Annotated in this window: 22 protein-coding genes and 4 tRNA genes; 21 read left to right on the forward strand and 5 right to left on the reverse strand. The window is 50.0% G+C overall.

Features of this window, described 5'->3' with window-relative positions:
- Positions 1-11: 11 nt before the first annotated feature.
- From wecA to AC2A06_RS15120, 18 genes are all read left to right on the forward strand, one after another.
- Complete coding sequence (gene wecA / locus AC2A06_RS15035) at positions 12-1109, forward strand: UDP-N-acetylglucosamine--undecaprenyl-phosphate N-acetylglucosaminephosphotransferase (protein WP_152554885.1); 1098 nt, start codon at positions 12-14, stop codon at positions 1107-1109.
- A 20-nt stretch (positions 1110-1129) separates the two neighbouring features.
- The gene (gene wzzE, locus AC2A06_RS15040) at positions 1130-2182 is read left to right on the forward strand and encodes an ECA polysaccharide chain length modulation protein (RefSeq protein WP_023489389.1); all 1053 of its coding nucleotides are present in this window, start codon (positions 1130-1132) and stop codon (positions 2180-2182) included.
- A 365-nt stretch (positions 2183-2547) separates the two neighbouring features.
- Complete coding sequence (gene wecB / locus AC2A06_RS15045; protein WP_473196310.1) at positions 2548-3678, forward strand: non-hydrolyzing UDP-N-acetylglucosamine 2-epimerase; 1131 nt, start codon at positions 2548-2550, stop codon at positions 3676-3678.
- Positions 3675-4937, forward strand: a complete 1263-nt coding sequence (gene wecC, locus AC2A06_RS15050; protein WP_484380808.1) for a UDP-N-acetyl-D-mannosamine dehydrogenase — start codon at positions 3675-3677, stop codon at positions 4935-4937. Before wecB ends, wecC begins: the two co-directional genes overlap by 4 nt.
- The gene (gene rffG, locus AC2A06_RS15055; RefSeq protein ID WP_023489392.1) at positions 4934-6001 is read left to right on the forward strand and encodes a dTDP-glucose 4,6-dehydratase; all 1068 of its coding nucleotides are present in this window, start codon (positions 4934-4936) and stop codon (positions 5999-6001) included. The genes wecC and rffG overlap by 4 nt, the downstream gene beginning before the upstream one ends.
- A gap of 141 nt (positions 6002-6142) precedes the next feature.
- Positions 6143-7024, forward strand: a complete 882-nt coding sequence (gene rfbA, locus AC2A06_RS15060) for a glucose-1-phosphate thymidylyltransferase RfbA (protein ID WP_484380809.1) — start codon at positions 6143-6145, stop codon at positions 7022-7024.
- Positions 7002-7721: a dTDP-4-amino-4,6-dideoxy-D-galactose acyltransferase gene (gene rffC / locus AC2A06_RS15065; RefSeq protein ID WP_484380810.1), complete on the forward strand. Its 720-nt coding sequence runs from the start codon at positions 7002-7004 to the stop codon at positions 7719-7721. The genes rfbA and rffC overlap by 23 nt, the downstream gene beginning before the upstream one ends.
- Positions 7708-8838 carry a dTDP-4-amino-4,6-dideoxygalactose transaminase gene (gene rffA / locus AC2A06_RS15070; protein ID WP_023489395.1) on the forward strand — a complete coding sequence of 377 codons (1131 nt, stop codon included), beginning with the start codon at positions 7708-7710 and terminating at the stop codon, positions 8836-8838. The genes rffC and rffA overlap by 14 nt, the downstream gene beginning before the upstream one ends.
- A gap of 1 nt (position 8839) precedes the next feature.
- Positions 8840-10090 carry a lipid III flippase WzxE gene (gene wzxE / locus AC2A06_RS15075; RefSeq protein ID WP_484380811.1) on the forward strand — a complete coding sequence of 417 codons (1251 nt, stop codon included), beginning with the start codon at positions 8840-8842 and terminating at the stop codon, positions 10088-10090.
- A complete protein-coding gene (locus AC2A06_RS15080) occupies positions 10087-11172 on the forward strand; it encodes a TDP-N-acetylfucosamine:lipid II N-acetylfucosaminyltransferase (RefSeq protein ID WP_484380812.1) in 1086 nt (361 codons plus the stop codon). Before wzxE ends, AC2A06_RS15080 begins: the two co-directional genes overlap by 4 nt.
- The gene (gene wzyE / locus AC2A06_RS15085; protein ID WP_484380813.1) at positions 11169-12545 is read left to right on the forward strand and encodes an ECA oligosaccharide polymerase; all 1377 of its coding nucleotides are present in this window, start codon (positions 11169-11171) and stop codon (positions 12543-12545) included. The genes AC2A06_RS15080 and wzyE overlap by 4 nt, the downstream gene beginning before the upstream one ends.
- Before the next feature lie 2 nt (positions 12546-12547).
- Positions 12548-13288, forward strand: a complete 741-nt coding sequence (gene wecG, locus AC2A06_RS15090) for a lipopolysaccharide N-acetylmannosaminouronosyltransferase (protein WP_484380814.1) — start codon at positions 12548-12550, stop codon at positions 13286-13288.
- A gap of 194 nt (positions 13289-13482) precedes the next feature.
- Positions 13483-13559, forward strand: a tRNA-Arg gene (locus tag AC2A06_RS15095).
- A gap of 59 nt (positions 13560-13618) precedes the next feature.
- A tRNA-His gene (locus tag AC2A06_RS15100) sits at positions 13619-13694 on the forward strand.
- A 55-nt stretch (positions 13695-13749) separates the two neighbouring features.
- Positions 13750-13836 (forward strand) — tRNA-Leu (locus AC2A06_RS15105).
- Positions 13837-13911: 75 nt separating this feature from the next.
- Positions 13912-13988, forward strand: a tRNA-Pro gene (locus AC2A06_RS15110).
- Between the two features lie 359 nt (positions 13989-14347).
- Positions 14348-14554 carry a hypothetical protein gene (locus tag AC2A06_RS15115; RefSeq protein WP_484380815.1) on the forward strand — a complete coding sequence of 69 codons (207 nt, stop codon included), beginning with the start codon at positions 14348-14350 and terminating at the stop codon, positions 14552-14554.
- Between the two features lie 12 nt (positions 14555-14566).
- Entirely contained in the window at positions 14567-15268 is a 702-nt protein-coding gene (locus AC2A06_RS15120) for a nucleotidyl transferase AbiEii/AbiGii toxin family protein (protein ID WP_484380816.1), read from the forward strand.
- A 1084-nt stretch (positions 15269-16352) separates the two neighbouring features.
- Here the strand turns inward: AC2A06_RS15120 and hemY are convergent.
- The 4 genes from hemY to hemC are packed head-to-tail and all read right to left on the reverse strand — an operon-like array spanning position 16353 to position 20376.
- Complete coding sequence (gene hemY / locus AC2A06_RS15125) at positions 16353-17546, reverse strand: protoheme IX biogenesis protein HemY (protein WP_484380817.1); 1194 nt, start codon at positions 17544-17546, stop codon at positions 16353-16355.
- A gap of 3 nt (positions 17547-17549) precedes the next feature.
- Entirely contained in the window at positions 17550-18677 is a 1128-nt protein-coding gene (hemX, locus tag AC2A06_RS15130; protein WP_484380818.1) for a uroporphyrinogen-III C-methyltransferase, read from the reverse strand.
- A 17-nt stretch (positions 18678-18694) separates the two neighbouring features.
- Positions 18695-19438 carry a uroporphyrinogen-III synthase gene (gene hemD, locus AC2A06_RS15135; protein WP_484380819.1) on the reverse strand — a complete coding sequence of 248 codons (744 nt, stop codon included), beginning with the start codon at positions 19436-19438 and terminating at the stop codon, positions 18695-18697.
- On the reverse strand, positions 19435-20376 hold the full coding sequence (gene hemC / locus AC2A06_RS15140; RefSeq protein ID WP_473196297.1) for a hydroxymethylbilane synthase: 942 nt from the start codon (positions 20374-20376) through the stop codon (positions 19435-19437). The genes hemD and hemC overlap by 4 nt, the downstream gene beginning before the upstream one ends.
- Positions 20377-20651: 275 nt before the next feature.
- Between hemC and AC2A06_RS15145 the strand changes: the two genes are divergently transcribed.
- A complete protein-coding gene (locus AC2A06_RS15145; protein ID WP_484380820.1) occupies positions 20652-23210 on the forward strand; it encodes a class I adenylate cyclase in 2559 nt (852 codons plus the stop codon).
- Positions 23211-23486: 276 nt separating this feature from the next.
- On the opposite strand, the gene cyaY is transcribed toward AC2A06_RS15145, so the two are convergent.
- A complete protein-coding gene (cyaY, locus tag AC2A06_RS15150) occupies positions 23487-23807 on the reverse strand; it encodes an iron donor protein CyaY (RefSeq protein ID WP_473196295.1) in 321 nt (106 codons plus the stop codon).
- A gap of 78 nt (positions 23808-23885) precedes the next feature.
- Between cyaY and lptM the strand changes: the two genes are divergently transcribed.
- The gene (gene lptM, locus AC2A06_RS15155) at positions 23886-24083 is read left to right on the forward strand and encodes an LPS translocon maturation chaperone LptM (protein ID WP_037383741.1); all 198 of its coding nucleotides are present in this window, start codon (positions 23886-23888) and stop codon (positions 24081-24083) included.
- Between the two features lie 107 nt (positions 24084-24190).
- Complete coding sequence (dapF, locus tag AC2A06_RS15160; RefSeq protein ID WP_023489771.1) at positions 24191-25015, forward strand: diaminopimelate epimerase; 825 nt, start codon at positions 24191-24193, stop codon at positions 25013-25015.

Raw genomic sequence — 25015 nt, forward strand, 5'->3', positions numbered from 1 at the left:
ATTCGTTAACCGTGAACATACTCACTATGAGTACTGAAATCCTTTTTGTTTTTCTGTTTTCTTTGGCTTTTTTGTTTGTTGCCCGCAAGGTAGCAAAGCGCATTGGTTTGGTTGATAAGCCGAATTATCGGAAACGTCATCAGGGCCTAATCCCGCTGGTTGGGGGGATTTCTGTTTATGCTGGCCTGTGTTTCGCTTTCCTGATCACCGATGTACCGATTGTGCACAGCAAGCTCTACCTCGCTTGTGCGGGTGTGTTGGTGTTCGTTGGGGCGCTGGATGATCGTTTTGATATTAGTGTCAAAATTCGAGCCACCGTGCAGGCCCTGGTTGGAGTGGCGATGATGCTGTTCGCCGACCTCTATCTGCATAGCCTCGGCCAGGTATTTGGTAACTGGGAAATGCTGCTGGGTCCGTTTGGCTACTTGGTGACCCTGTTCGCTGTTTGGGCGGCGATCAACGCCTTTAACATGGTGGACGGCATTGATGGTTTGCTGGGTGGACTCTCCTGTGTGTCATTTGGTGCCATGGGGATTCTGCTCTATCAAAGTGGCAACAATGAGCTCGCCTTTTGGTGCTTTGCCATGCTGGCCGCCATTGTCCCTTATATTTTACTGAATCTGGGTGTTCTTGGCCGCCGCTATAAAGTATTTATGGGGGATGCGGGCAGCACGCTGATTGGTTTTACCGCTATCTGGTTACTGTTGCAAAGTTCGCAAGGGGAAAACCATCCCATTAGGCCAGTGACGGCACTCTGGATTATTGCCATTCCTTTGATGGATATGATTGCCATCATGTATCGTCGCCTGCGCAAGGGGATGAGCCCATTCTCACCTGATCGTCAACACATCCATCACCTGATTATGCGCGCCGGTTTTACGCCGCGTCAGGCCTTTGTTTTGATCACGTTGGCCGCGGCAATCCTGGCAGCGATAGGTATTATCGGCGAACGGCTAAGTTTCATTCCGGAATGGGTGATGTTGGTGCTGTTTTTGCTAGCATTCTTTTTTTATGGCTATTGCATTAAACGTGCGTGGCGTGTTGCTCGTTATATCAAACGTATCAAGCGCCGTATTCGTAATTCAATGCACAACAAGCAAGTACCTTAACCTGAGGCTTTAGGGCAGTGATGATTTCTGAAACAACGTCTGATAAGAGTGCTACGGTGGTCGACAACGAACTGGATATTCGCGGTCTGTGCTCTACCCTGTGGCGCGGTAAAAAATGGATTATTGGTTTTGCGCTGCTGTTTGCTGTGGTCGCACTGCTTGTCTCCTATCTGGTAAAGCAGGAGTGGAGCGCCACCGCAATCACTGACAAGCCAACAGTTAATTCGTTGGGGGGATATTACTCTCAGCGACAATTCCTGCGTAATCTTGATGTGCGCACCATGCCCGCGGTGGCGGGTGAGCAGCCAGGGATTGCCGATGAAGCCTATAATGAATTCATCATGCAGTTGGCCGCCTATGACACACGTCGCGAATTCTGGTTACAAAATGATTATTACAAACAGCGTCAGAAAGGGGATGCACGCGCCGATGCGGCGTTGTTAGATGAGCTGATTAACAATATTCAGTTCACCCCTCGTGATGATAAAAAAGTACTCAATGACAACGTGAAGTTAACGGCAGAAACTGCCGCTGACTCTAATCAATTGTTGCGCCAGTATGTGGATTTTGCCAGCCACCGCGCGGCACAGCATTTGAATGAAGATATTCAGGGCGCTTGGGCTGCGCGTACTACCGCTATGAATGCCCAGGTCAAACGTCAGGAAGCGGTGGCAGATGCGGTTTATCAACGTGAGCTCAAGAGTGTCCAGCAAGCACTGAAAATTGCTGAGCAACAAGGGATTAACCGTGCTCAGACCAATATTCCGGCAGAACAGCTACCTGATTCTGACCTTTTCATGCTGGGTAAACCGACGCTTCAAGCGCGTCTGGAAGGGTTACAGGCATCAGGTCCAACCTATGATCTCGATTATGACCAAAATCGGGCCATGCTGACCACCTTGCATGCTGGCCCGACGCCAGATACTAATTTTCAGACATTCCGCTATCTGCGTACACCAGAAGAGCCGGTGAAACGTGACAGCCCACGCCGGGTATTCTGGTTGATTATGTGGGGGGCGATTGGTAGCTTGGTGGGTGCTGGTGTGGCTTTGGTGCGTCGGCCTCGCAGTTGAGATAAAAGAAAGTTGAAATAAAAGAGCGTTAAAATAAGCATGTCCTAGGGAGTTCAGGCGGCTATTCAGGTTGTTGCAGCTTGAAGGATAGCGGGATTTTATTGACGGACACATCTACCCAAGTTCAATGAAGTTGCAGGTAGGCAGCAAACGAGAGACAAATCGGTCATCACCGATTTGAACAGCACTCGTGCTGGCCCGAAGGGTGAACCTCAGAGATGAGGTTCATTCATCCCGATGAGCTTACATGGGTAAGTGATTCGGGTGCACGAGCGTAGCCCACACCGCTGCAGCTTTATTGATGACGGGGATAAGTGCCCCATTTGCAGGTTTGCCTGCAGTTTACAGACCAAAAGAGATTCGCTGTGAAAGTGTTGACTGTTTTTGGTACCAGGCCGGAAGCCATCAAAATGGCTCCTTTGGTACATGCTCTGGCTCAGGACGAAGCCTTTGAATCTAGAGTCTGCGTTACGGCACAGCATCGTGAGATGTTGGATCAGGTATTGCGGTTGTTTGAAATCGTACCTGATTATGATCTGAATATTATGAAACCGGGCCAGGGGCTGAGTGAAATCACTTGCCGTATCCTGGAAGGGTTAAAAGGCGTGCTGGAAGATTTCAAACCGGATGTGGTGCTGGTTCATGGTGATACGACGACGACCATGAGCACCAGTCTGGCGGCATTTTATCAGCGTATTCCGGTGGGGCATGTCGAGGCAGGATTGCGCACGGGGGATCTCTATTCCCCTTGGCCAGAAGAGGCCAACCGTAAATTAACCGGTCATTTGGCGATGTACCATTTCGCGCCGACGGAAAATTCGCGTCAAAACCTGCTGCGTGAGTCACTGAGTGATGACCATATTATCGTAACTGGTAATACAGTGATTGATGCATTGTTTTGGGTACGTGACCGCGTTATGTCTGACGCTACCCTGCGTAATAGTCTTGAACAGCGCTACCCTTTCCTGGATGCCAATAAGAAGTTGATCCTGGTGACAGGGCACCGCCGTGAAAGTTTTGGTGGCGGTTTTGAGCGTATTTGCAGCGCACTGGCAGAGATCGCGCGCCAGCACCCAGAGGTGCAGGTGGTCTATCCGGTGCACTTGAACCCGAACGTCAGTGAGCCAGTCAACCGCATTTTGAAAGGTATCGAAAACGTCATTCTTATCGACCCGCAAGACTACCTGCCTTTTGTTTATCTGATGACTCACGCTTATCTGATCCTGACCGACTCGGGTGGTATTCAGGAAGAGGCTCCTTCACTGGGTAAACCGGTGTTAGTGATGCGTGATACCACTGAGCGACCGGAAGCGGTGGATGCCGGCACGGTGCAATTGGTAGGAACAGATGTAGCCAGAATTGTTGATGCGGTTACCCGGTTACTGACAGATGACAACGCCTATCATGCCATGAGCCGGGCGCATAACCCTTACGGTGACGGGCATGCCTGCCAGCGTATCCTCGAAGCTTTAAAGAATCATCAGGTGACACTATGAGTTTTAACACGATTTCAGTTATTGGCTTGGGTTATATCGGCTTGCCAACAGCGGCGGCGTTTGCTTCCCGCAAGAAAAAAGTGGTGGGTGTAGATGTTAACCAACATGCGGTGGATACCATTAACCGTGGTGCGATCCATATTGTCGAACCCGATCTGGACCGCGTAGTGAAGACGGCGGTTGAAGGGGGTTACTTACAAGCGGTGAATAAACCCCTGCCCGCAGATGCGTTTCTGATTGCGGTACCCACGCCATTTAAAGGGGATCATGAGCCCGATTTAGCCTATGTGGAAGCCGCGGCGAAATCACTGGCGCCGGTACTGAAAAAAGGCGATTTGGTGATCCTGGAGTCTACTTCCCCGGTGGGTGCGACTGAGCAGGTGGCATTGTGGCTGGCGCAGGCGCGCAGTGACCTCAGTTTCCCTCAGGATGCCGGTGAACAAGCCGATGTTAACATTGCCTATTGTCCAGAGCGTGTGTTGCCCGGGCAGGTGATGGTGGAACTGATCCAGAATGACCGCGTGATCGGCGGGATGACGCCGAAGTGCTCTGAGCGTGCGAGTGAGTTGTACAAAATCTTCTTGGAAGGTGAGTGTGTAATCACTAACTCTCGTACCGCCGAAATGTGTAAATTGACGGAAAACAGTTTCCGCGACGTTAACATTGCTTTTGCCAACGAACTTTCACTGATCTGTGCTGATCAGGGCATCAATGTATGGGAGCTGATCCGCTTGGCTAACCGCCATCCGCGGGTTAATATTTTGCAGCCTGGTCCTGGTGTCGGTGGGCACTGTATCGCCGTTGACCCTTGGTTTATCGTGGCGCAGAACCCGCAGCAGGCCCGTTTGATCCATACTGCCCGGTTGGTTAACGATGGTAAGCCACTCTGGGTGGTTGATCGCGTCAAGACGGCGGTGGCAGATTGTCTGGCAGCCACCAACAAGCGCGCCAATGAAGTAAAAATTGCCTGTTTTGGTCTGGCGTTCAAACCGAATATTGATGATTTGCGTGAAAGCCCAGCGGTTGAAGTGGCTCATCTGATTGCTGACTGGCATGTGGGTGAAACGTTAGTCGTAGAGCCCAATGTGGAGCAATTGCCAAAATCTTTGGCCGGTCATGTGACTTTGAAAACCCTTGCCGAGGCTTTGCAGCAGGCAGATATTGTCGTGATGTTGGTTGATCACAAAGAGTTCAAGGCGATTAAACCGCAAGAGGTTAAACAGTCTTGGATCGTTGATACTAAAGGAGTTTGGCGTTGAAACGTATTCTGGTTACCGGCGGGGCCGGTTTTATCGGCTCTGCCGTAGTAAGACACATTATTAATGGTACGGCAGATAGCGTAGTGGTGGTGGATAAGCTAACGTATGCCGGTAATCTGGATTCATTGGCGGTAGTGGCGGATGATGCGCGCTATGCTTTTGAACAGGTGGATATCTGTGACCGGCCTGCACTTGACCGGGTGTTTGCGCAATACCAACCCGATTTAGTGATGCACCTGGCGGCAGAAAGCCATGTGGACCGTTCTATTGATGGCCCAGCCGCGTTTATCGAAACCAACGTAGTGGGTACTTACACTTTGTTGGAAGCGGCCCGCCATTATTGGCAAGGTCTGGCGGAAGAGAAAAAACCGGCTTTCCGTTTCCACCATATCTCTACCGATGAAGTGTATGGTGATCTGCATGGTACGGACGACTTGTTTACCGAAACCACGCCTTATGCACCAAGCAGCCCTTACTCTGCCTCTAAAGCATCCAGCGACCATCTGGTGCGTGCCTGGTTGCGTACTTATGGTTTGCCCACTGTGGTCACCAATTGTTCCAATAATTATGGCCCTTACCATTTTCCTGAGAAGCTGATCCCATTGGTGATCCTAAACGCGATTGCGGGTAAACCCTTGCCGGTTTATGGCAATGGCGCACAGGTGCGTGACTGGTTGTATGTGGAAGACCATGCCCGGGCGTTGTATCAGGTGGTCAAAGAGGGTGTAGTAGGGGAAACCTACAATATCGGTGGGCATAACGAACGTAAGAATCTCGAGGTGGTGCACACGATTTGCGATCTATTGGAAGAGTTGGCACCGAACAAACCACAAGGTGTGGCTAAATATCGCGATTTGATCACTTACGTCAAAGATCGTCCCGGCCATGATATGCGCTATGCCATTGATGCCAGCAAGATCGAACGTGAGTTGGGTTGGCGCCCACAGGAAACCTTTGAAAGCGGTATCCGCAAAACGGTCTCTTGGTATCTGAACAACGAAACCTGGTGGCGTCGGGTACAAGACGGCTCCTATGCTGGGGAACGTTTAGGGCTGAGCCAGTAACCTCCTCCTCGTTTTTCAAGCAATCTTGTGGTTGGTTGTATTACCTGGCCCATTGATGGGCTAGGTCATTAAGCTGATTACAGTTTAATAACCTATGACTAAAAGGACTTTCGCAGTGCGAAGGTGAGTCAAGGAGTCAAGATGAAAGGTATTGTTCTTGCTGGCGGTTCGGGAACGCGTTTGCACCCGATTACGCGCGGTGTCTCCAAGCAGTTGCTGCCTATCTATGATAAGCCGATGATCTATTATCCAATCTCGGTGCTGATGCTGGCCGGGATCCGCGATATTCTGATTATCTCTACCCCTGAAGATCTGCCTTCGTTCCGCCGTTTACTCGGTAGTGGTGCGGAGTTTGGCATCAACCTGAGTTACGCCGAACAGCCTAGCCCAGACGGACTGGCGCAAGCCTTTCTGATCGGTGAAGAGTTTATCGCTGGGGAACCGAGCTGCCTGGTGTTGGGTGATAACATTTATTTTGGCCAGGCCTTTAGCCCGAAACTGAAAAACGTGGTCAATAACTTGCATGGTGCCACGGTATTTGGTTATCAGGTGATGGACCCAGAGCGCTTTGGTGTGGTGGAGTTTGATGACCAGTTCCGTGCGCTGTCAATTGAAGAGAAACCCCTCGAGCCTAAATCCAACTGGGCGGTCACTGGCCTCTATTTTTATGATAATCAGGTGGTGGACTTCGCCAAGCAGGTGAAACCTTCGCCCCGTGGCGAGTTGGAAATCACCACCATCAACCAGATGTATCTGGAGCGCGGGCAATTAAGTGTTGAGCTGCTAGGCCGAGGCTTTGCCTGGCTTGATACCGGTACTCATGACAGTCTGATCGAAGCCAGTACCTTTGTACAAACTGTGGAAAAGCGCCAAGGGTTTAAGGTCGCCTGTCTGGAAGAGATCGCTTGGCGTAATGGTTGGCTGGATGATGAAGGTGTCAAACGTGCTGCATTGGTGTTAGCCAAAACCGGCTATGGCAAATATTTGCTGGATTTACTCCATGTCCGTCCACGCCAATATTGAGCCTTTGGGCTGGGAAAGCGAATTTTTCCATATCAACAGTGCCAAACTGGATTTTTCTGAGGTGGCACCGCCGCTGGTGCCCGCTGAGCTGGATGCTTATGCCCTGGTTCAGGCTAAAATTCCGGCGTCGCGTCTTGATTTAGCCGATGGGCTGGCCGGTTTGGGTTTTCGGTTGGCGGAGGGCGAAGTTGATCTGGTGCTAGAAGTTGGCATGGAAAGTGCTTCATTATTACCGGCAGTGCGCATGGCTCAAGTGGAGGATATTCCCTTGCTGCGCCAGGCAGCGACGAACGTATTTGCTGCCAGCCGTTTCCGTACCCCTTGGTACGGGGAGCAAGACAGTGGGCGGTTTTACGCCACCTGGATTGAGAAAGCGGTGTTGGGTACCTTTGATCATCAGTGCTTATTGGTGCTGGGAGAGGGGGGCGAACCAGAAGGATTTGTCAGCCTGCGTGATATTGGCCAACAACAGGCCCGTATTGGTTTGCTGGCGGCATTTCCGCATCAACAAGGAAAGGGGACCGGTTCACGGCTAATGGTAGCTGCGATCAATTGGTGCCAGCAGCAACGGCTGCCGCGCCTGTGGGTTGCGACTCAAATAAGTAATACCGCCGCGTTACGGCTCTATCAACGGCACGGTGCCGCTATACAAAGCACCGCGTATTGGTTCTATAGAGGTTTACATGATTCCATTTAATGCACCACCGGTTGTTGGCACTGAACTTGATTATATGCAGGCAGCGATGAGCAGCGGCAAGCTGTGTGGCGATGGTGGTTTTACTCGTCGTTGCCAGCAATGGATGGAACAACATTTCGTCAGCCCGAAAGTATTGCTGACCCCTTCTTGTACTGCATCACTGGAGATGGCAGCCATACTGCTGAATATCCAACCTGGTGATGAAGTGATCATGCCAAGCTACACCTTTGTGTCGACAGCTAATGCGTTTGTACTGCGTGGTGCAGTGCCAGTATTTGTTGATTTGCGTCCAGACACCATGAACATCGATGAAACCAAGATCGAAGCAGCGATCACTGACAAGACCCGCGCCATTGTCCCTATGCACTATGCCGGTGTGGCTTGTGAGATGGACACCATTATGGCGCTGGCGAAGAAATACAACCTGTTTGTGGTAGAAGATGCCGCGCAGGGGGTGATGTCGACATACAAAGGTAAAGCGCTGGGGACTATTGGGCATATTGGTTGCTTCAGTTTCCATGAAACCAAGAACTACACCGCCGGTGGTGAAGGTGGTGCAACCCTGATTAACGATCCTGTGTTGATTGATCGTGCGGAAGTGATCCGTGAGAAAGGCACCAACCGTAGCCAGTTTTTCCGTGGTCAGGTAGATAAATACACTTGGCGTGATATCGGTTCCAGCTATTTGATGTCAGACCTACAGGCGGCTTATCTGTGGGCACAACTGGAAGCGGCTGAAGAGATTAATCAGCGTCGCCTCAAGCTGTGGCATAACTATTATGATGCATTCAAACCTTTGGCAGACGCCGGGCGCATTGTGTTACCGAGCGTGCCAGAAGATTGTGTGCAGAATGCCCATATGTTCTATATCAAACTGCAAGATATGCAGCAGCGTACCGCGTTTATCAATTATCTGAAAGAAGCAGAGATCATGTCGGTATTCCACTATCTCCCACTGCATAGCTGCCCGGCGGGTGAGATGTTTGGTCGCATGGCGGGTGAAGATCGTTTCACTACTCAAGAGAGCGAACGCCTGGCGCGCCTGCCACTGTTCTACAACATGACTGATGTTAACCAACGCACGGTAATCAATACTATCCAGAGTTTCTTCGCCTGATATGTCACTGGCAAAAGCATCAATCTGGACTGCCGGGTCCACGCTGATAAAAATAGGCGTGGGTTTGGTGGTGATTAAAATGCTGGCGGTGACCTTTGGCCCCAGTGGTGTCGGGTTGGCGGGTAACTACCGCCAACTGATTACCGTGCTGGGAGTGCTGTCCGGAGCCGGTATTTTTAACGGCATCACCAAGTATGTTGCCGAATATCACCATGATCCCCAGCGCTTAAAAAAAGCGGTGGGGACGGCATCGACGATTGTGCTGGGCTTTTCAACGTTACTCGCGCTGATATTTCTGTTGGCCGCCGAGCCTATCAGCCGTGCGTTGTTCGATCATACTAAGTATGTGAATGTCGTGCGCGCGGTGGCATTTATCCAGATGGGGATCGCTTACGCCAACCTGTTTTTGGCGATCATTAAAGGCTACCGCGATGCCATGGGTAATGCCCTGGCGGTGATCGCCGGTAGCTTTATTGGTGTGCTGGCGTTCACTTTATGCCTCTGGGTGGGCGGATATGCCGGCGCCTTGACCGGGTTGGCCCTGGTCCCCGCGTTGGTGGTGTTGCCTGCTGGCTTTATGCTTTGGCGGCGTAAGGCGCTGCCGCTGCATTATCTGGCTCTGGCCTGGGATAAAGCTTTGGCGAGCCACCTGGGCAAATTTACCATTATGGCGTTGATCACCTCGGTGACCCTGCCGGTGGCTTATGTGATGATGCGTAACCTGCTGGCAGCGCACTACAGTTGGGATGACGTGGGGATTTGGCAAGGGGTGAGTAGTATCTCTGATGCTTACTTGCAGTTTATTACCGCCTCTTTTACGGTTTATTTGTTGCCGACATTGTCGCGCTTGCAGGAAAAGCACGCCATTTCGCAGGAAATTATCCGTTCACTGAAGTTTGTCTTGCCTGCGGTGGCCGCCGCCAGCTTTACCGTCTGGCTGTTACGTGATTTTGCCATCTGGTTACTGTTCTCACCCCAGTTCATCGCTATGCGTGATCTGTTTGCCTGGCAACTGGTGGGGGATGTGTTGAAAGTGGGCGCTTACGTTTTCGGTTATCTGGTGATTGCCAAAGCGTCACTGCGTTTCTATATTCTGGCAGAAGTCACCCAGTTTATATTGCTGACGCTGTTTTCCCACTGGCTAATCCCATTGCATGGTCCGTTGGGTGCAACACAGGCTTATATGGCAACCTATATAGTGTATTTCGCGCTCTGTAGCGGCGTATTTATTCTTTATCGTAGACGAGTATGATGACACTGATCCACGTACTGGGCTCTGATATCCCCCATCATAATCAGACGGTGCTGCGCTTTTTCAATGATGTGCTGGCAGAGCGTCTACCCTCTGAACAGGTCCGCCATTTTATGGTGGCAGCCAAAGATGCCGACGCATTGGGGCATTATCCCAAGTTGGATATCGAGGTTTTGCCGGATAAGAAAAGCCTGGCTGCGGCGGTGATTGCCCGCGCTCAAGCCAGCCGTGATAACCGTTTCTTTTTCCATGGGCAATTTAATGCCGCGCTGTGGTTAGCATTGCTCAGTGGCAAGATTAAAGCACATCAGGTGAGCTGGCATATCTGGGGAGCCGACCTGTATGAAAATGCCACTCACTGGAAATTCCGTCTGTTCTACCTGCTACGGCGTATTGCCCAAGGGCGCGTGCACCATGTCTTTGCGACGCGGGGAGATTTAAATCACTACCGGCAACGCCATGGGCGGGTTCCTGGCTCGTTGCTCTATTTCCCTACGCGGATGGACCCAAGCTTGACGGGGATTGAGGTCAACAAAAAGAGTACCGGACCGATGACCATTCTGCTGGGCAACTCCGGTGATAAAACTAATCGCCATATCGAAGCGCTACAGGCTATCCATCAGCAATTTGGCGCGGATGTGCAGGTGATTATCCCCATGGGATATCCCGCCAATAATCAGGCCTATATTGAGCAAGTGCGTGCCGTTGGGGTGAAATTGTTTGGTGAACAGCATCTACAACTGCTGACTCAACAGGTGGCGTTTGATGATTATCTCAATATCTTGCGTGAATGCGATCTCGGTTACTTTATCTTTGACCGCCAGCAAGGTATAGGTACGTTATGTCTGCTTATTCAGTTTGGCGTGCCGTTTGTATTGAGCCGTAACAACCCGTTCTGGCAGGATTTGGCTGAACAGCATTTGCCAGTACTGTTTTATGGTGACCCGTTGAATGAAACCGTCATCCGTGAGGCGCAACGCCAACTGGCCACCTTGGATAAACAAGCCATTGCCTTTTTTAATCCGAACTATGTTGATGGCTGGCAGCAGGCTCTGGCGCTGGCAGCAGGAGAAAACCCATGACCCTGGCGCAGTTTGGTGGGTTGTTTGTCGTCTATTTGATTGGCGCGCTGTTTGTACTGTTCCTGACGTATCAGGAGTTTCGGCGTGTACGATTTAATTTCAACGTCTTTTTTTCTCTGCTCTATCTGTTGACGTTTTACTTCGGTTTTCCACTGACTTGCCTGCTGGTTTTCCAGTTTGATGTGGCGGTGGTCCCGGTAGAATATCTGCTGTATGCCATTCTTTCCGCAACCAGCTTTTATGCGATTTACTACGTTAGCTACAAGACGCGGTTGCGTAAACGCAGCAAACAACAGTCGCATAAGCCGCTGTTTACCATGAACCGTGTGGAAACCAACCTGACCTGGATACTATTGGCCTTGGTGGCCATGGGCACCGTTGGCATCTTCTTTATGCAGAACGGCTTTCTGTTGTTCAAGCTCAATTCCTATAGCCAGATTTTCTCCAGCGATGTGGCGGGAGTAGCGCTTAAGCGTTTTTTCTATTTTTTCATCCCGGCGATGCTGGTGGTCTATTTCCTTAAACAGGATCTGCGCGCCTGGTTTGCTTTCCTGTTGGCGACAGTTGCCTTTGGTATTCTGACCTACGTGGTGGTGGGGGGGACCCGCGCCAACATCATTATCGCTTTCTCATTGTTCCTGTTTATCGGCATTGTGCGTGGCTGGATTTCGTTGTGGATGCTGGTGGCGGCCGGGGTGTTCGGTATTGTCGGTATGTTCTGGCTGGCGTTGAAACGCTACAGCCTGGATGTCCGTGGTGCGGAGGCACTCTATACTTTCCTTTACCTGACACGAGATACCTTCTCACCCTGGGAAAACTTGGCATTATTATTGCAAAATTACGACAAGATTGATTTTCAGGGGCTGGCACCGATTGCCCGTGATTTTTACGTTTTCATTCCTGCTTGGCTATGGCCTGGGCGGCCGGACTTGGTGCTGAATACCGCCAACTACTTTACCTGGGAAGTGCTGGATAACCATTCCGGGTTGGCGATCTCCCCGACCTTGATTGGGTCACTGGTGGTGATGGGCGGTTGGTTGTTTATCCCGCTGGGTGCCGTGGCGGTGGGGCTGATTATCAAGTGGTTTGACTGGTTGTATGAGCTGGGCAGAAATGAGCAGAACCGCTATAAAGCGGCTATTTTGCAGGGGTTCTGTTTTGGTGCGGTGTTCAATATCATCGTGTTGGCGCGTGAGGGGGTAGATTCCTTTGTCTCGCGCGTGGTGTTCTTCTGTATTATTTTTGGTGCTTGTCTGGTATTGGCAAAATTACTGTACTGGCTGTTTGATGCTGCTGGGCTGATTAAAGCCCGTGTGATGCGTAAGCGTAGGTTGGCGGCGACTGCCAACTCTCTTCTGCAAAGGAAAGAGTAACAATGGAAGCAAACATTTCGGTTCCTAACTATGAGCTACGTGGTTTTAGCTTATGGGGATTTCGTGATATGGCACAGTGTATGGATTTTTTGTTTGAGGGTGGCCAGGTTAAGCAAGGCACTCTGGTGGCGATGAATGCTGAAAAAATCCTGAATGCGGAAACCGATCCGGCACTGCATGGACTGCTTGACCAAGCAGAATATAAATACGCAGATGGTATCAGTATCGTGCGTTCGATCCGCCGTAAATATCCTGGTGCGCAGGTTTCCCGCGTGGCGGGGGCGGATTTGTGGGAAGCCATGATGCAACGGGCCGGGCAGGAGGACACACCGGTGTTTCTGGTCGGGGGGAAACCAGGAGTATTGGCGGAAACCGAGCAAAAGCTACGCACCCAGTGGAACGTTAATTTGGTGGGGAGCCAGGACGGTTACTTCAAGCCGGAACAGCGGGAAGCGCTGTTCGAACGCATTCGTGACAGTGGCGCGGCGATTGTCACTGTGGCTATGGGGTCGCCAAAACAGGAGATCCTGATGCGTGACTGCCGTGAGGTGCATCCACAAGCGTTGTATATGGGCGTAGGCGGTACTTACGACGTGTTTACTGGTCATGTAAAGCGTGCCCCTAAGGTTTGGCAAAATCTTGGTTTGGAGTGGCTTTACCGCTTGCTCAGCCAACCAAGCCGTATTCGCCGTCAGTTGCGGTTGCTGAAATTTGTCGGTTATTACTATAGCGGCAAGATGTGAGCCCCTATTGGGCTTACCTCTTGTTTGCGGTTGTTTGCGGGTACGATGTGGGGAACCCAGGCAGCTAAAAAAGCCTTGAAGGGGCCTTTCTGCGGGTTGAGTGAACAAAGCGTAATCAAACGCACCATTTCTGAGAAAAAGCACTAGACAGGAAGGGTTTAAAACCGTAGTATCCCCACCCGCAACGGCGCTACGCGCCCGTAGCTCAGCTGGATAGAGCGCTGCCCTCCGGAGGCAGAGGTCTCAGGTTCGAATCCTGTCGGGCGCGCCATTAATTTTGTGCGCAGGAGCTGCGGTGGTATGATTACCGCGTGAAGTAAAGTAACAATGGTGGCTATAGCTCAGTTGGTAGAGCCCTGGATTGTGATTCCAGTTGTCGTGGGTTCGAGTCCCATTAGCCACCCCATTTTACAGAGTATGACTAACGTAAAATGATGAATTAAAAGCTGTTTTGTGACTGTGCGAAGGTGGCGGAATTGGTAGACGCGCTAGCTTCAGGTGTTAGTGTTCTTACGGACGTGAGGGTTCAAGTCCCTCTCTTCGCACCACACAAAATGTCTAATAAATTTTAAGATTTACATAGACATAAGCTTAAAAATTCACTAGTATCAGCAACATCAAATCGGCGAGTAGCGCAGCTTGGTAGCGCAACTGGTTTGGGACCAGTGGGTCGGAGGTTCGAATCCTCTCTCGCCGACCAAATTCGAAAAAACCTGCTTTTTAGCAGGTTTTTTTTCGTCTGTCGTTTAAGAGGATGAGACAAAACTGCCGGTAGCCTGAGGGATCCCCACAATTTTGTTCATCGATACATTCCCTAGAGAGGAGCAGGTATTCTCTCCAATAATTTTCGGAAGCGATTTACTCAAGGATTAGAGATAACAATGGTCTGAAACCTAATCTGACGGCTTAGCGTAGGTTTTAGCCTCATTGGACTTCAAACCCCGGGAAAGTCCATTCCCAGTCAAAATTATTGACCTGTTTAGTAGATTGGCGCATAATGATAGTGGGTGTTTTTTAACCGAATTTGAATGCTACTAGCTACTACTATTAGGTGACTTTATGGGTGAAATTATTCGAAGCGAGTATCCGGAACTGGATGGTGTGCTTTGGGATTATCACGCCAAGAAAATTCCGGCAGACTTGGCTTTTCATATGTATGAAGAGCGCTGGGGCTTTATTGATAAGAAGCGTATAGCCCCAAAAGAACTTCATCTCATTGATGAACTTACTGAAATTTACGGTAATGGTCTTTTCATGGCCGCATAAAGAGAATGTTGCGTGATTCAGTATAAGATACCACATCATAAAGTAATCAGGTCGGCGTTGGATAATTTCAACGCCGATTTTTTAGTTACAAACGCCATCTTCTTTGGCGGCGGCACCCGGATTGCTCTTGAGATCAATGAGTACAGAGAGTCTGTTGATGTCGATTTTTTGTGCCCTAATAAGGACTCATATCGAGCTGTGCGAGAGCAAGTAACATCTGATTCCCTAGGGTTGCTTGTAAAGAAAGAGTTCAACTATGCAAGAGAGATCAGCTTTGACCGATACGCAGTCAGGACGTTTCTGGATCTACAGGGAGTAAAAGTCAAACTTGAGATTGTTAGCTTCGACAACTATCAGTTGGTAGCAGATCCTCGCAATATTTTTCCTGTACCTTACATAGATAGAGAGACTTGTTTTTATACTAAATTACTTGCAAATACTGATAGATGCTTAGTTGGTCAATGCAAGGATATATTTGATATTATTGCGATGTATGAAGCTTGGGGGGACATACCTAAACGCGCACTTAGCAAGGCCGAAGAACACTATGGCTCCACTGTTTTAAAAAAACTAATTCTCGCCTTACAGCATATACAAGCGAATAAAGATAAATATTATCAAATAGCAGATAATTTGCAGATTAATACCGACTATGCAAACCTGCTCATAGAGAAATCAGCCGAATATCTGCTTATCAACCTATTGGGATTGTAAACGGTTGAAACTCAAATCTCGCTTACAACACCATTAAATTTGAATATTAGCTCGGTAGCTGTTCTACAAACTCACTCAGAATATCTTTTATCGACTTCCCTTGTTGGGTCGTGTAAATTTTTAGTTTTGCATGGTTTTCTGCACTTATATCAAGGTGTACGCGCCACACATGCTTGCGAGAGAGTAATTTGTTCACGCCAAAAATCAGCACGCTGTTGTGATTTCATCCTATCACCTCTGTATTAAATGAACGCAGAGGCAGTGTTGCGCAGTCAATGGATAAAAAACAGATGCTGATTTAAGGCCGCTTACAGAAGATGAGACAAAACGGCAGCGATTCTGGGGGATCAAATTATCTGTTTTGTGATGTGGTAGATGCCATCATTTTCACGTTTACCCACACCAATGACGGTGACCGTGTTCAACTTGATAAACTAGTCAACAACCCTGCAGTTTCATTGGTGACGGGTTTATACCTAAAATCAATCCTTTTCAAGTAGGCCATTGGGGATAAATTCTAATCTGTCTCCTTTTGTCTGTTATCTCTGGGTTTGCTGTCGCCAGTTTGAGACAGCTAATACAATGACTTTAAACAATAAAATAAATTTTCAATTATATCGTCGTTTTAAGGAGACAAGCGGGGCACATTTGAGAATACCCGATAAACCGATTATTTTGGGGGAAGTTGGGGTTGAAATAAAAAAACATTAAAATTCATAAAGATAAATAATTTTATTTTAATCAGCACTCATTTTTCATAAGTTGGCATGACAAGTGCATTGTCTATTACGTAGATGCTCATTCCATTTCTTATGTTTGCCTTAGGCTTCATAAACCCAGGAATGATGCAGAGCCGATTTTAGGGTGCCTATTGTCCACCAGAACGATGAAAACGTTGCTTGCAACGACTCCATCACACTCCGGGCATAACGTTGAGTGAGGCACCGACTCAGTTGTCCTAGACCTGATTGCTTCTTTTAGACACTTACCTGATGGCAAGTGTCTTTTTTTTGTCCTGCAGTCAGAGCAAAAAAAAAGCTCAGCATTTGAGTGCTGAGCCATTCATTAGAGACCGACAGATTGATTACTCGCCGTTTTGCTTCAACGTCAGTATTAATCCTTCGCGGCGCATTTGCGCAGCTTCATCGGCTTGGTGTAGTTTATCTAGGGCATCGGCCAACCAGGAGTAATCATGCGCATCAGGGCGCTGTTGCAATGCAGCGCGGAATGCGTCACTGGCCTGCTGCCATTCACCCTCTTTCAACAGTAACTGGCCTAATGTGCTGTTGAGTAATGGGGTCGCATCATGCAGTTTTATCTGCTGGCGCAAGGCTTTCTGCAACTGTTGCGGATGGTCAGATTTGAGGCGTGGGATCAGTAACACTAATCGGTCATCATACTGACGTTTCAGGCCACTGAGTACAATCTCTTGTGCCAGCTCATGATCATCACACTCAATCAGGTGTTCTACCATGGCGACCTGCAGTGAGACATCATGGCGTATTTTACGACTCTGATCTTTCCACCAACACTTCAGCCCATCGCTCCCTTCATCTGCCATTGCCTGATTCATTAGACCGATATAAGCCTGTTGTTCTAGAGCCTGAATCTCTTCTTCGCTATGCAGCTTGATCTTGCTCATCGAAGGTAGAATGTCCAACAGAGACGTATAAGCGCCAGTGCTTAGATAAGCCTGCTCAGCGAGTCGCAACACTTCCGGGTGACGGGGGGCCAGATCCAGCAGACGGTCAACACCGTGCCGTGCTGCGTGGTTTTCCCCCTGAGCCAACTGGAGACGTACACGAGTAATATCTACGGGCAGTTGATCGGTATCGGCGGCCTCTGCGGCACGTTCCAGATACTGATTGGTACGGAACTGATCCCCACGTTGTTGGGCGGCTTCTGCGGCCAACAGGTAGTTCACTACCGGTTGTTCAGCGTGATCGGCATTGCGGGTCAGCAGTTTTTCAACCTGCTTGTAATCACCTTCTGCCAGCTTGAGCAATGCGGCTTTGGTTTGTTTGCGAGCACGGCTGCGTTTGCGGCCAACGAACCAGCCGCGTGTACGGGCACCGGTATGGAAAATACGGCGTAATATCCATTCAATGACAAACAGCACCAAGAATAGCAGGATCACCATAATCACCAGACCGGTGAGGCTGGTTTCAATATTGTAATTGTCAGTTTGGATCAGCACGTAACCTTGGTGACCGGCCAACATTGGCCCCACCACGACACTGGCAATTAGCACCAGGAATAGGAATAGCACGCGTAACATAGCTTATCCCTCCTGATGAGTAGCAGGTGCTTGGCTCAACAGATTACGCACCTCGGTCTGCATCAGTTTTTCCAGTAGAGGCTGGCTTTTGAGCTGACTCGGTACATCCATTGAAATTGATTGCTGGAGCAGACTATCCAACTCATCCAGAAACGCTTTGGTTGCTGGGTCATTGCCATCGAAATAAGCGCGAACCCAGGTTGAAACGGTTTCCAGCGACTGTTTATATACCTCATTTTGGTGGCGAGGTATTGCCTGCGCGGCGATCAACAAGCGCGAACGGATATTTTCACGCAGATAGATATCTTGATTTGGTGCCAATAACGGTTCAGCACCGCTATCGCGGCGGCGGATGGAAATAAAGTCCGCCATAAACGTATGCCAGCTCTTGGTCAAGTTTTGGCGCCATTCGCTCAGTGAGCCCGACAGTTGACTGTCGTTCTGCTCCATAGGATGTCCATCACGCTGGTTATCTGCCAAACGCAGATTATCCACTTGGTTCGATAGCTGGTTGACCTTCAGAATGAGGCCATCAAAATCAACTTGGCTTACCGCGGCGAGTGACGAAATATCCTCGGTAATGGCTCGGCGGATCTCAATCAAACTGGGGTCGTTCATTTCCGCCAGGCTGGCATCGGCGCTTTTCAGCAGCATGACAGCGGTCGTAATGTCCTGATCATTCCATAGTTTGCGACCCGCCATTTTTATCAGGAAGTCAGCCTGAGCCAGTAACCAGGTTTTGGCATCATTACCGGAGAGAGTGGCGACTTTGTCATGCAATTCATTCAATTTACGGCCTAATGCCGCTTGTTCACCACTGGTGGCATCCAGCGCTTTGGCCTGCTGTTGTACCAAACCTTCTAGCGCACTCTTTTCCTGTTGCTGGTTCTGTTGCAACTGCGTCAACTGTTGCTGCAATGCCTGGTTTGCGGCTATCAACGCCTGGGCTTGCTGGTGCGTGTGATAATAGCCTCCCACTCCCAGTGCGATGACCAGCACGATAGCAATTGCCCCCAGTACCGGGCCGCTACCGCTTTTACTTTTCCGGCTGTCAGTCTCTGGTTGCTGGACTCTCTCGGCCACCGGGGTTGGCTCTTCAACCGGGGCGGATGGAGTATTTTGTTCCGTCATAGTGGCACATCCCATAGTCAGGTTATTGTTGCGCGTATCAGCGCGTCATTATCTGCGTTGTCAGCTACCCGAATTGAGCGCCATCCCAATGCTTGGGCGAGGGTAGCCAGACGTTCACTAACAACTATCAAGTGGCACTGTAATAGCCAAGAAGAACGATAGAAGTCAGGAACTAATGTATAAAGTCGTTGTAACATTTCACCACTGGTGACGATCAGTGTATCGACCCCCGCCCGTTGCCAGTGAGCACTTTGTTCGTTGCCATCGTAGTGAATCGGGCAACGTTGATAACATTCATAATAGCTCACCCCCGCACCCCGCTCAGCCAAGGTATCGCCAAGGAGCTCCCGCCCCCCGTTGCCGCGCATGATCAGCACCTGTTTACCTGCGAGCTGCTGTAATTCAGGCAACTGCAGCAGGACTTCGCTGATTTCGCGTTTACGCGGGTACTCTACCGAGCGACTACTGATATGGTGTAACGCCAGTGCAGTAGTACGACCAATAGCATAATAGGACAAGTGGGCTGGCCATTGAAGTCCAGCACGGTTGATCACTGAGCTGGCATAGCTTACCGCATGTTGTGACAAAGCGAATACCAGATCACCCGTTTTCAGTTGCAATAGTGCCTGAGGCAATGTGATCAGATCGCTGCCAGGAGCGAAATCGATCAATGGCGCATGATAAGCCACCCGGCCAAGCGCACTCAGGCGACTGACCAATTGTTCTCCGTTAGGGGAGGGGCGGGTTACCAGAATGGTCATAGGGCGGGATATCCTTGATAAACCTCATGCAGGATCTCTCGGGCACCAGCGGCCAGGAGTTCTTCAGCCAGTTCCACCCCCATCTGTTCGGCCATCGCTGCTGGGCCACGGCGTTCCCCACGTACTATTTGGCTACCGTCGGGTCTACCCACCAGGGCACGTAACCACAGTTGCTCCCCCGTCAGTTCCGCATAGCTACCAATGGGCACTTGGCAGCCCCCTTCCAGGCGGGTATTCATCGCCCGTTCCGCTCGGACACGGATTTCGGATTCATGGTGATTGAGCGGGGCCAGTAAGGCGCGCGTTATCTCATCATCAAGGCGACATTCAATACCCACCGCGCCCTGACCCACCGCAGGTAAGGATTGCTCGGGGCTGATTGGGCTGCTTAGACGCTGTTCCAGGCCCAGGCGCTTGAGCCCGGCGACAGCCAATATAATGGCGTCGTACTCACCCTTATCCAGTTTCGCCAACCGGGTACCGACGTTACCACGCAGATCACACACCACCAGATCAGGGCGACGTTGGCGCAACTGACACTGCCGACGTAGGCTGGAGGTGCCGACTCGACTCCCCAGGGGGAGTTGGTCGAGCGAGGCAAAATGGTTGGAAACGAATGCATCGCGCGGATCGTCACGTTCACAAATGGTGACCAACCCCAGACCAGCCGGAAAGTCGACCGGAACATCTTTCATTGAGTGCACAGCGATATCTGCCCGCCCTTCCAACAGAGCCAGCTCAAGTTCTTTGACAAACAACCCTTTTCCACCCACCTTGGCCAACGGCGTATCTAAAATAATATCGCCGCGAGTGACCATGGGCACCAGTTCTACCTGCAAACCGGGATGATTATCCAGTAAATGCTGGCGAACATAATGTGCCTGCCAGAGAGCCAGCGGGCTTTGGCGGGTAGCAATTCGAACAATCTTGTCTAGCATGCGGATTACCATTTTTATTACTCGCTCTCCATCCTACCACTGAGTAGCGGGCTGTGTCCTTAGCCGTCATAGGCAATTAACCACACAATTTTAAGTGGCTACCCCGCTTCGGAGGATTTTAACGCAGCGTGTTCTCTTTAGCTGCTTTACGGTCAATCAGCAAGATGTTAGATTGATCACGTTTCCGATAATAAGTCGTCAAATACTTATCTAATACTAAAGACGCACCGGGAATATGGTTTTTTTCAAGTATCGGCACAATCAGGCGAGACGTCTTGTACCTCTACATCGAGACATTGAAACAAAGACTGGATGCGATCAATCAATTACGTGTTGAGCGCGCTCTGGCGGCCATGAAGCCTGCGTTCCAACGGGTCTATAGTCTGCTGCCTACATTATTGCATCATCATCACCCACTGTTGCCTGGCTACCTGAATGGTAACGTTCCACATGGTATTTGCCTCTACACCCCCGATGAAACTCAACAAAACTATCTCAATGATTTAGAAGATAAATGGGGAAGTCCTTTTGAAGTGATGGCTTCAGGGGAACTGCCGATCACCGGTCTCTATTCCATGGGTAGTACCTCCTCAATCGGTCAGAGTTGTACTTCAGACCTGGATATTTGGGTGTGTCACCAATCTTGGCTTGATAACGAAGAACGTCACTGCCTGCAACAAAAATGCACCTTACTGGAAAAATGGGCGGCTTCGATGGGTGTAGAAGTCAGCTTCTTCCTGATCGATGAAAACCGTTTCCGTCATAATGAAAGTGGCAGTCTTAGTGGTGAGGATTGCGGTTCAACCCAGCACATTCTGTTGCTGGATGAATTTTATCGCACTGCCGTTCGCCTGGCAGGGAAACGCATCTTGTGGAACATGGTGCCAAGCGAAGAAGAAGAACACTACGATGAATATGTTTTGTCGCTGTATGCGCAGGGAACACTAACTCCCAATGAGTGGCTCGATCTTGGTGGATTGGGTACCCTGTCGGCAGAAGAGTACTTTGGTGCCAGCCTGTGGCAATTGTATAAGAGTATTGATTCCCCCTATAAAGCGGTGTTGAAAACCCTATTACTTGAAGCCTATTCATGGGAATACCCGAATACTCAGTTATTGGCGATGGATATCAAACACCACCTACACCAAGGGGAAATAGTCTGCTTTGGCCTTGATGCCTACTGCATGATGCTCGAACGTGTCACTCACTATCTGACGCAAATCAATGATACTACCCGCCTTGATCTGGCTCGTCGCTGCTTCTACTTAAAGGTGTGCGAAAAATTATCGGCGTCCAATGTGGCGGATATCCCCTGGCGACGTGAAATTCTTGGTCAACTGGTGAGTGAATGGGGGTGGAGTGAACAGCGGTTGGCGGTCCTCGATAGTCGCGCTGACTGGAAGATTGAGACGGTGCGTGAGGCTCATAACGAGCTGTTGGATGCGATGATGCAGAGTTACCGCAACCTGATCCGTTTTGCCCGTCGCAATAATCTCAGTATCAGTGCCAGTCCCCAGGATATCGGGGTGCTGACGCGTAAACTGTATGCGGCTTTTGAGGCATTACCGGGTAAAGTGACGTTGGTGAACCCACAGATCTCTCCGGATCTGTCAGAAAGCGACTTAACCTTCATTCACGTGCCTGTTGGTCGCGCCAATCGCACTGGTTGGTATCTGTACAATCAGGCACCCGAAATGAGGGCTATAGTCAGTCATCAGCCACTAGAATATAACCGTTATCTTAACAAGTTGGTGGCCTGGGCCTACTTTAACGGCTTGCTGGCGCCACAAACGCGTTTGCATATCAAGAGCAGTGATATCTGCGACTTAGCCAAACTGAACGAATTGGTGGCTGATGTTTCACACCATTTCCCCCTACGATTGGCGGGACCCACCCCAAAAGCACTCTACAGTCCTTGTGAGATCCGTCATTTGGCGATCATCGTCAATCTGGAACAGGATCCGACGGTCGCTTTCCGTAATCAAGTGGTCCATTTTGATTTCCGCAAGTTGGATGTATTCAGTTTTGGTCAACAACAGCAGTGTCTGGTGGGGAGTATTGACCTGCTCTATCGTAACTCATGGAATGAAGTGCGCACTTTGCATTTTAGTGGTGAGCAGTCGGTGCTTGAGGCGTTGAAAACCATTCTTGGCAAGATGCATCAGGATGCGTCACCACCGGAAACCGTGGAGGTGTTCTGTTACAGTCAGCACTTGCGTGGCTTGATTCGTACCCGTATTCAGCAGTTGGTTTCCGAGTGTATTGAATTACGCCTCTCCAGTACCCGTCTTGAGCCCGGGCGGTTTAAAGCGGTGCGTGTTGCTGGGCAAACCTGGGGGCTGTTTTTTGAACGCCTGAGTGTGTCGGTACAAAAACTGGAAAATGCGGTGGAGTTCTATGGGGCGATCTCCAACAATAAACTGCATGGCTTGTCGATCAAAGTGGAAACGGACCAATTGCATTTGCCACCGGTCATTGATGGTTTTGCCAGCGAGGGGATTATCCAGTTCTTCTTTGAAGATTTAACCGGCCAGCAAGGCTTTAATATCTATATTTTGGATGAATCTAACCGGGTGGAGGCTTATCACCACTGCGAGGGAAGCAAAGAGGAGTTGGTGCGTGATGTCAGCCGTTTCTATTCCTCTTCCCATGATCGTTTTACTTACGGTTCCAGCTTTATTAATTTCAACTTGCCGCAATTTTATCAGATTGTACAACTCGATGGGCGGACTCAGGTGATCCCATTCCGCAGTAATGCCTTATCCAGTTTGTGCGTGACTATGTCTGACGGTAACCCGGTTCCGCCGCTGGAACAGCAATTCCAGTTACATTGATTTTATCGGTAGGCTTTCAACGAAGCTGATGGCGGCGGCGAGACGTTGTGCTCGGCGTGTGTTGTCACCGTAGGCGTGTGTTGTCACCGTAAATGTTATAAGACGCAGGAACCCAACCAGGCAAGGTTCTTCCCCTTGAGATCATGGGAATTATCCCCGGAATAGCCAATGCTCAGTGGTCTTTGCTTTGACCTGGCCGAATCAGTATTCCATTGTCACGGGTACCCCATAACACGGGTTTATCACGGGGCCGGTGAGGTATCGGCCCCAGCCTAATCAAACAAAACTGACCGCTTCACCCGCCTGAGCACTGGCTGCCTCAGTGAGTAACGAGAAAAATGCCTCTCCGCTGCGGTCACAGAGCCAAACACCCTGATGGTAATTAAAATGGTAGCCTGCCGTTTTGGTGGCCAGCCACACTTGATGCAGCGGTTCCTGGCGGTTGATAACAATTTTGCTGCCGTTTTCGAAACTCAGCGTCATTACGCCACCTTGTGTTTGGTAATCAATATCCGCATCCCCGGTAAAATTATCCAAGGTTTCTTCAATTTTCAGCATCAATTGGTCGGCTAATTGATGAAACTCGCTATCGTTCATTATCGATTCCTATTGCTTTTCATGATCCACCTGCGATTATAGTAATCTTGGACGCATGAATTACAGGCATTAATGCAAATGAAAAAACAATTACGCTATGTATTACTGGGCATGATGTTGGCGGGGCTGACTGGCTGTGGTCTGAAAGGCCCACTCTATTTTCCGCCGCAAGACAAACCGGCAACACCACCGACCACCAACACGGATAAGGTCAGTAAAAACCAGCAGCAACCTGCGGGTACGCAGCAGCAGCCGTCAATGAACGACCCGCAGTGATGGGTTTACGCTGGCAGCAGCCCAAGTGGAGACCAGAAGGATTTTAGTCGCCGCCTGCCTGCAACTTGAATGACGACGGGTAGTGCGTCCAGATAGCGGAGTATGATATGCAGTTCTCCAAAATGCACGGTTTGGGTAATGATTTTATGGTGGTTGATGCCGTTACCCAGAATGTTTACTTTTCACCTGAGCTGATCCGCCGTTTAGCGGATCGGCATTTGGGTATTGGCTTTGACCAAATGTTGGTGGTAGAGCCCCCTTACGATCCTGATCTTGATTTCCATTACCGTATTTTTAATGCTGATGGCAGTGAAGTGGCACAATGTGGTAACGGTGCTCGTTGTTTCGCTCGCTTTGTCAGATTAAAGGGGTTGACGGGCAAGCGTGATATTCGGGTCAGCACTCAAACTGGCCGCATGGTGTTGAGTGTTACCGACGATGATCGGGTGTGCGTCAATATGGGGGAACCGAACTTCGACCCGCAGATAGTGCCGTTTCGTGCCAGCAAAGCGGAAAAAACCTACATCATGCGCGCTGCTGAACATACCGTGTTATGTGGTGTGGTTTCTATGGGAAATCCGCACTGTGTGATACAGGTTGATGATGTACAAACGGCCAAAGTGGAGCTATTGGGGCCGGTGCTGGAAGGGCATGAGCGTTTTCCAGAGCGGGCGAACATTGGTTTTATGCAAGTGGTCAGCCAGCAACATATCAGGTTGCGGGTTTATGAGCGTGGCGCTGGCGAAACACAAGCCTGCGGTAGTGGCGCCTGTGCTGCGGTGGCGGTGGGGATCCAACAGGAGTTACTGTCAGAAGAGGTGCAGGTGGACCTGCCTGGTGGCAGTCTGTATATCAGTTGGAAAGGGCCAGGACATCCGCTATTTATGACAGGCCCAGCCACGCATGTTTATGACGGATTTATTCATCTATGA

This window comes from Serratia sp. HNCC26DJ244 (genome assembly GCF_057180565.1).

Coding starts and splice junctions, on each gene's coding strand:
- wzzE (WP_023489389.1), top strand. CDS start 1,130: ATGATTTCTGAAACAACGTCTGATAAGAGTGCTACGGTGGTCGACAAC.
- wecC (WP_484380808.1), top strand. CDS start 3,675: ATGAGTTTTAACACGATTTCAGTTATTGGCTTGGGTTATATCGGCTTG.
- rfbA (WP_484380809.1), top strand. CDS start 6,143: ATGAAAGGTATTGTTCTTGCTGGCGGTTCGGGAACGCGTTTGCACCCG.
- rffC (WP_484380810.1), top strand. CDS start 7,002: ATGTCCGTCCACGCCAATATTGAGCCTTTGGGCTGGGAAAGCGAATTT.
- rffA (WP_023489395.1), top strand. CDS start 7,708: ATGATTCCATTTAATGCACCACCGGTTGTTGGCACTGAACTTGATTAT.
- wzxE (WP_484380811.1), top strand. CDS start 8,840: ATGTCACTGGCAAAAGCATCAATCTGGACTGCCGGGTCCACGCTGATA.
- AC2A06_RS15080 (WP_484380812.1), top strand. CDS start 10,087: ATGATGACACTGATCCACGTACTGGGCTCTGATATCCCCCATCATAAT.
- wzyE (WP_484380813.1), top strand. CDS start 11,169: ATGACCCTGGCGCAGTTTGGTGGGTTGTTTGTCGTCTATTTGATTGGC.
- wecG (WP_484380814.1), top strand. CDS start 12,548: ATGGAAGCAAACATTTCGGTTCCTAACTATGAGCTACGTGGTTTTAGC.
- AC2A06_RS15115 (WP_484380815.1), top strand. CDS start 14,348: ATGGGTGAAATTATTCGAAGCGAGTATCCGGAACTGGATGGTGTGCTT.
- hemY (WP_484380817.1), bottom strand. CDS start 17,546: ATGTTACGCGTGCTATTCCTATTCCTGGTGCTAATTGCCAGTGTCGTG.
- hemX (WP_484380818.1), bottom strand. CDS start 18,677: ATGACGGAACAAAATACTCCATCCGCCCCGGTTGAAGAGCCAACCCCG.
- hemD (WP_484380819.1), bottom strand. CDS start 19,438: ATGACCATTCTGGTAACCCGCCCCTCCCCTAACGGAGAACAATTGGTC.
- hemC (WP_473196297.1), bottom strand. CDS start 20,376: ATGCTAGACAAGATTGTTCGAATTGCTACCCGCCAAAGCCCGCTGGCT.
- cyaY (WP_473196295.1), bottom strand. CDS start 23,807: ATGAACGATAGCGAGTTTCATCAATTAGCCGACCAATTGATGCTGAAA.
- lptM (WP_037383741.1), top strand. CDS start 23,886: ATGAAAAAACAATTACGCTATGTATTACTGGGCATGATGTTGGCGGGG.
- dapF (WP_023489771.1), top strand. CDS start 24,191: ATGCAGTTCTCCAAAATGCACGGTTTGGGTAATGATTTTATGGTGGTT.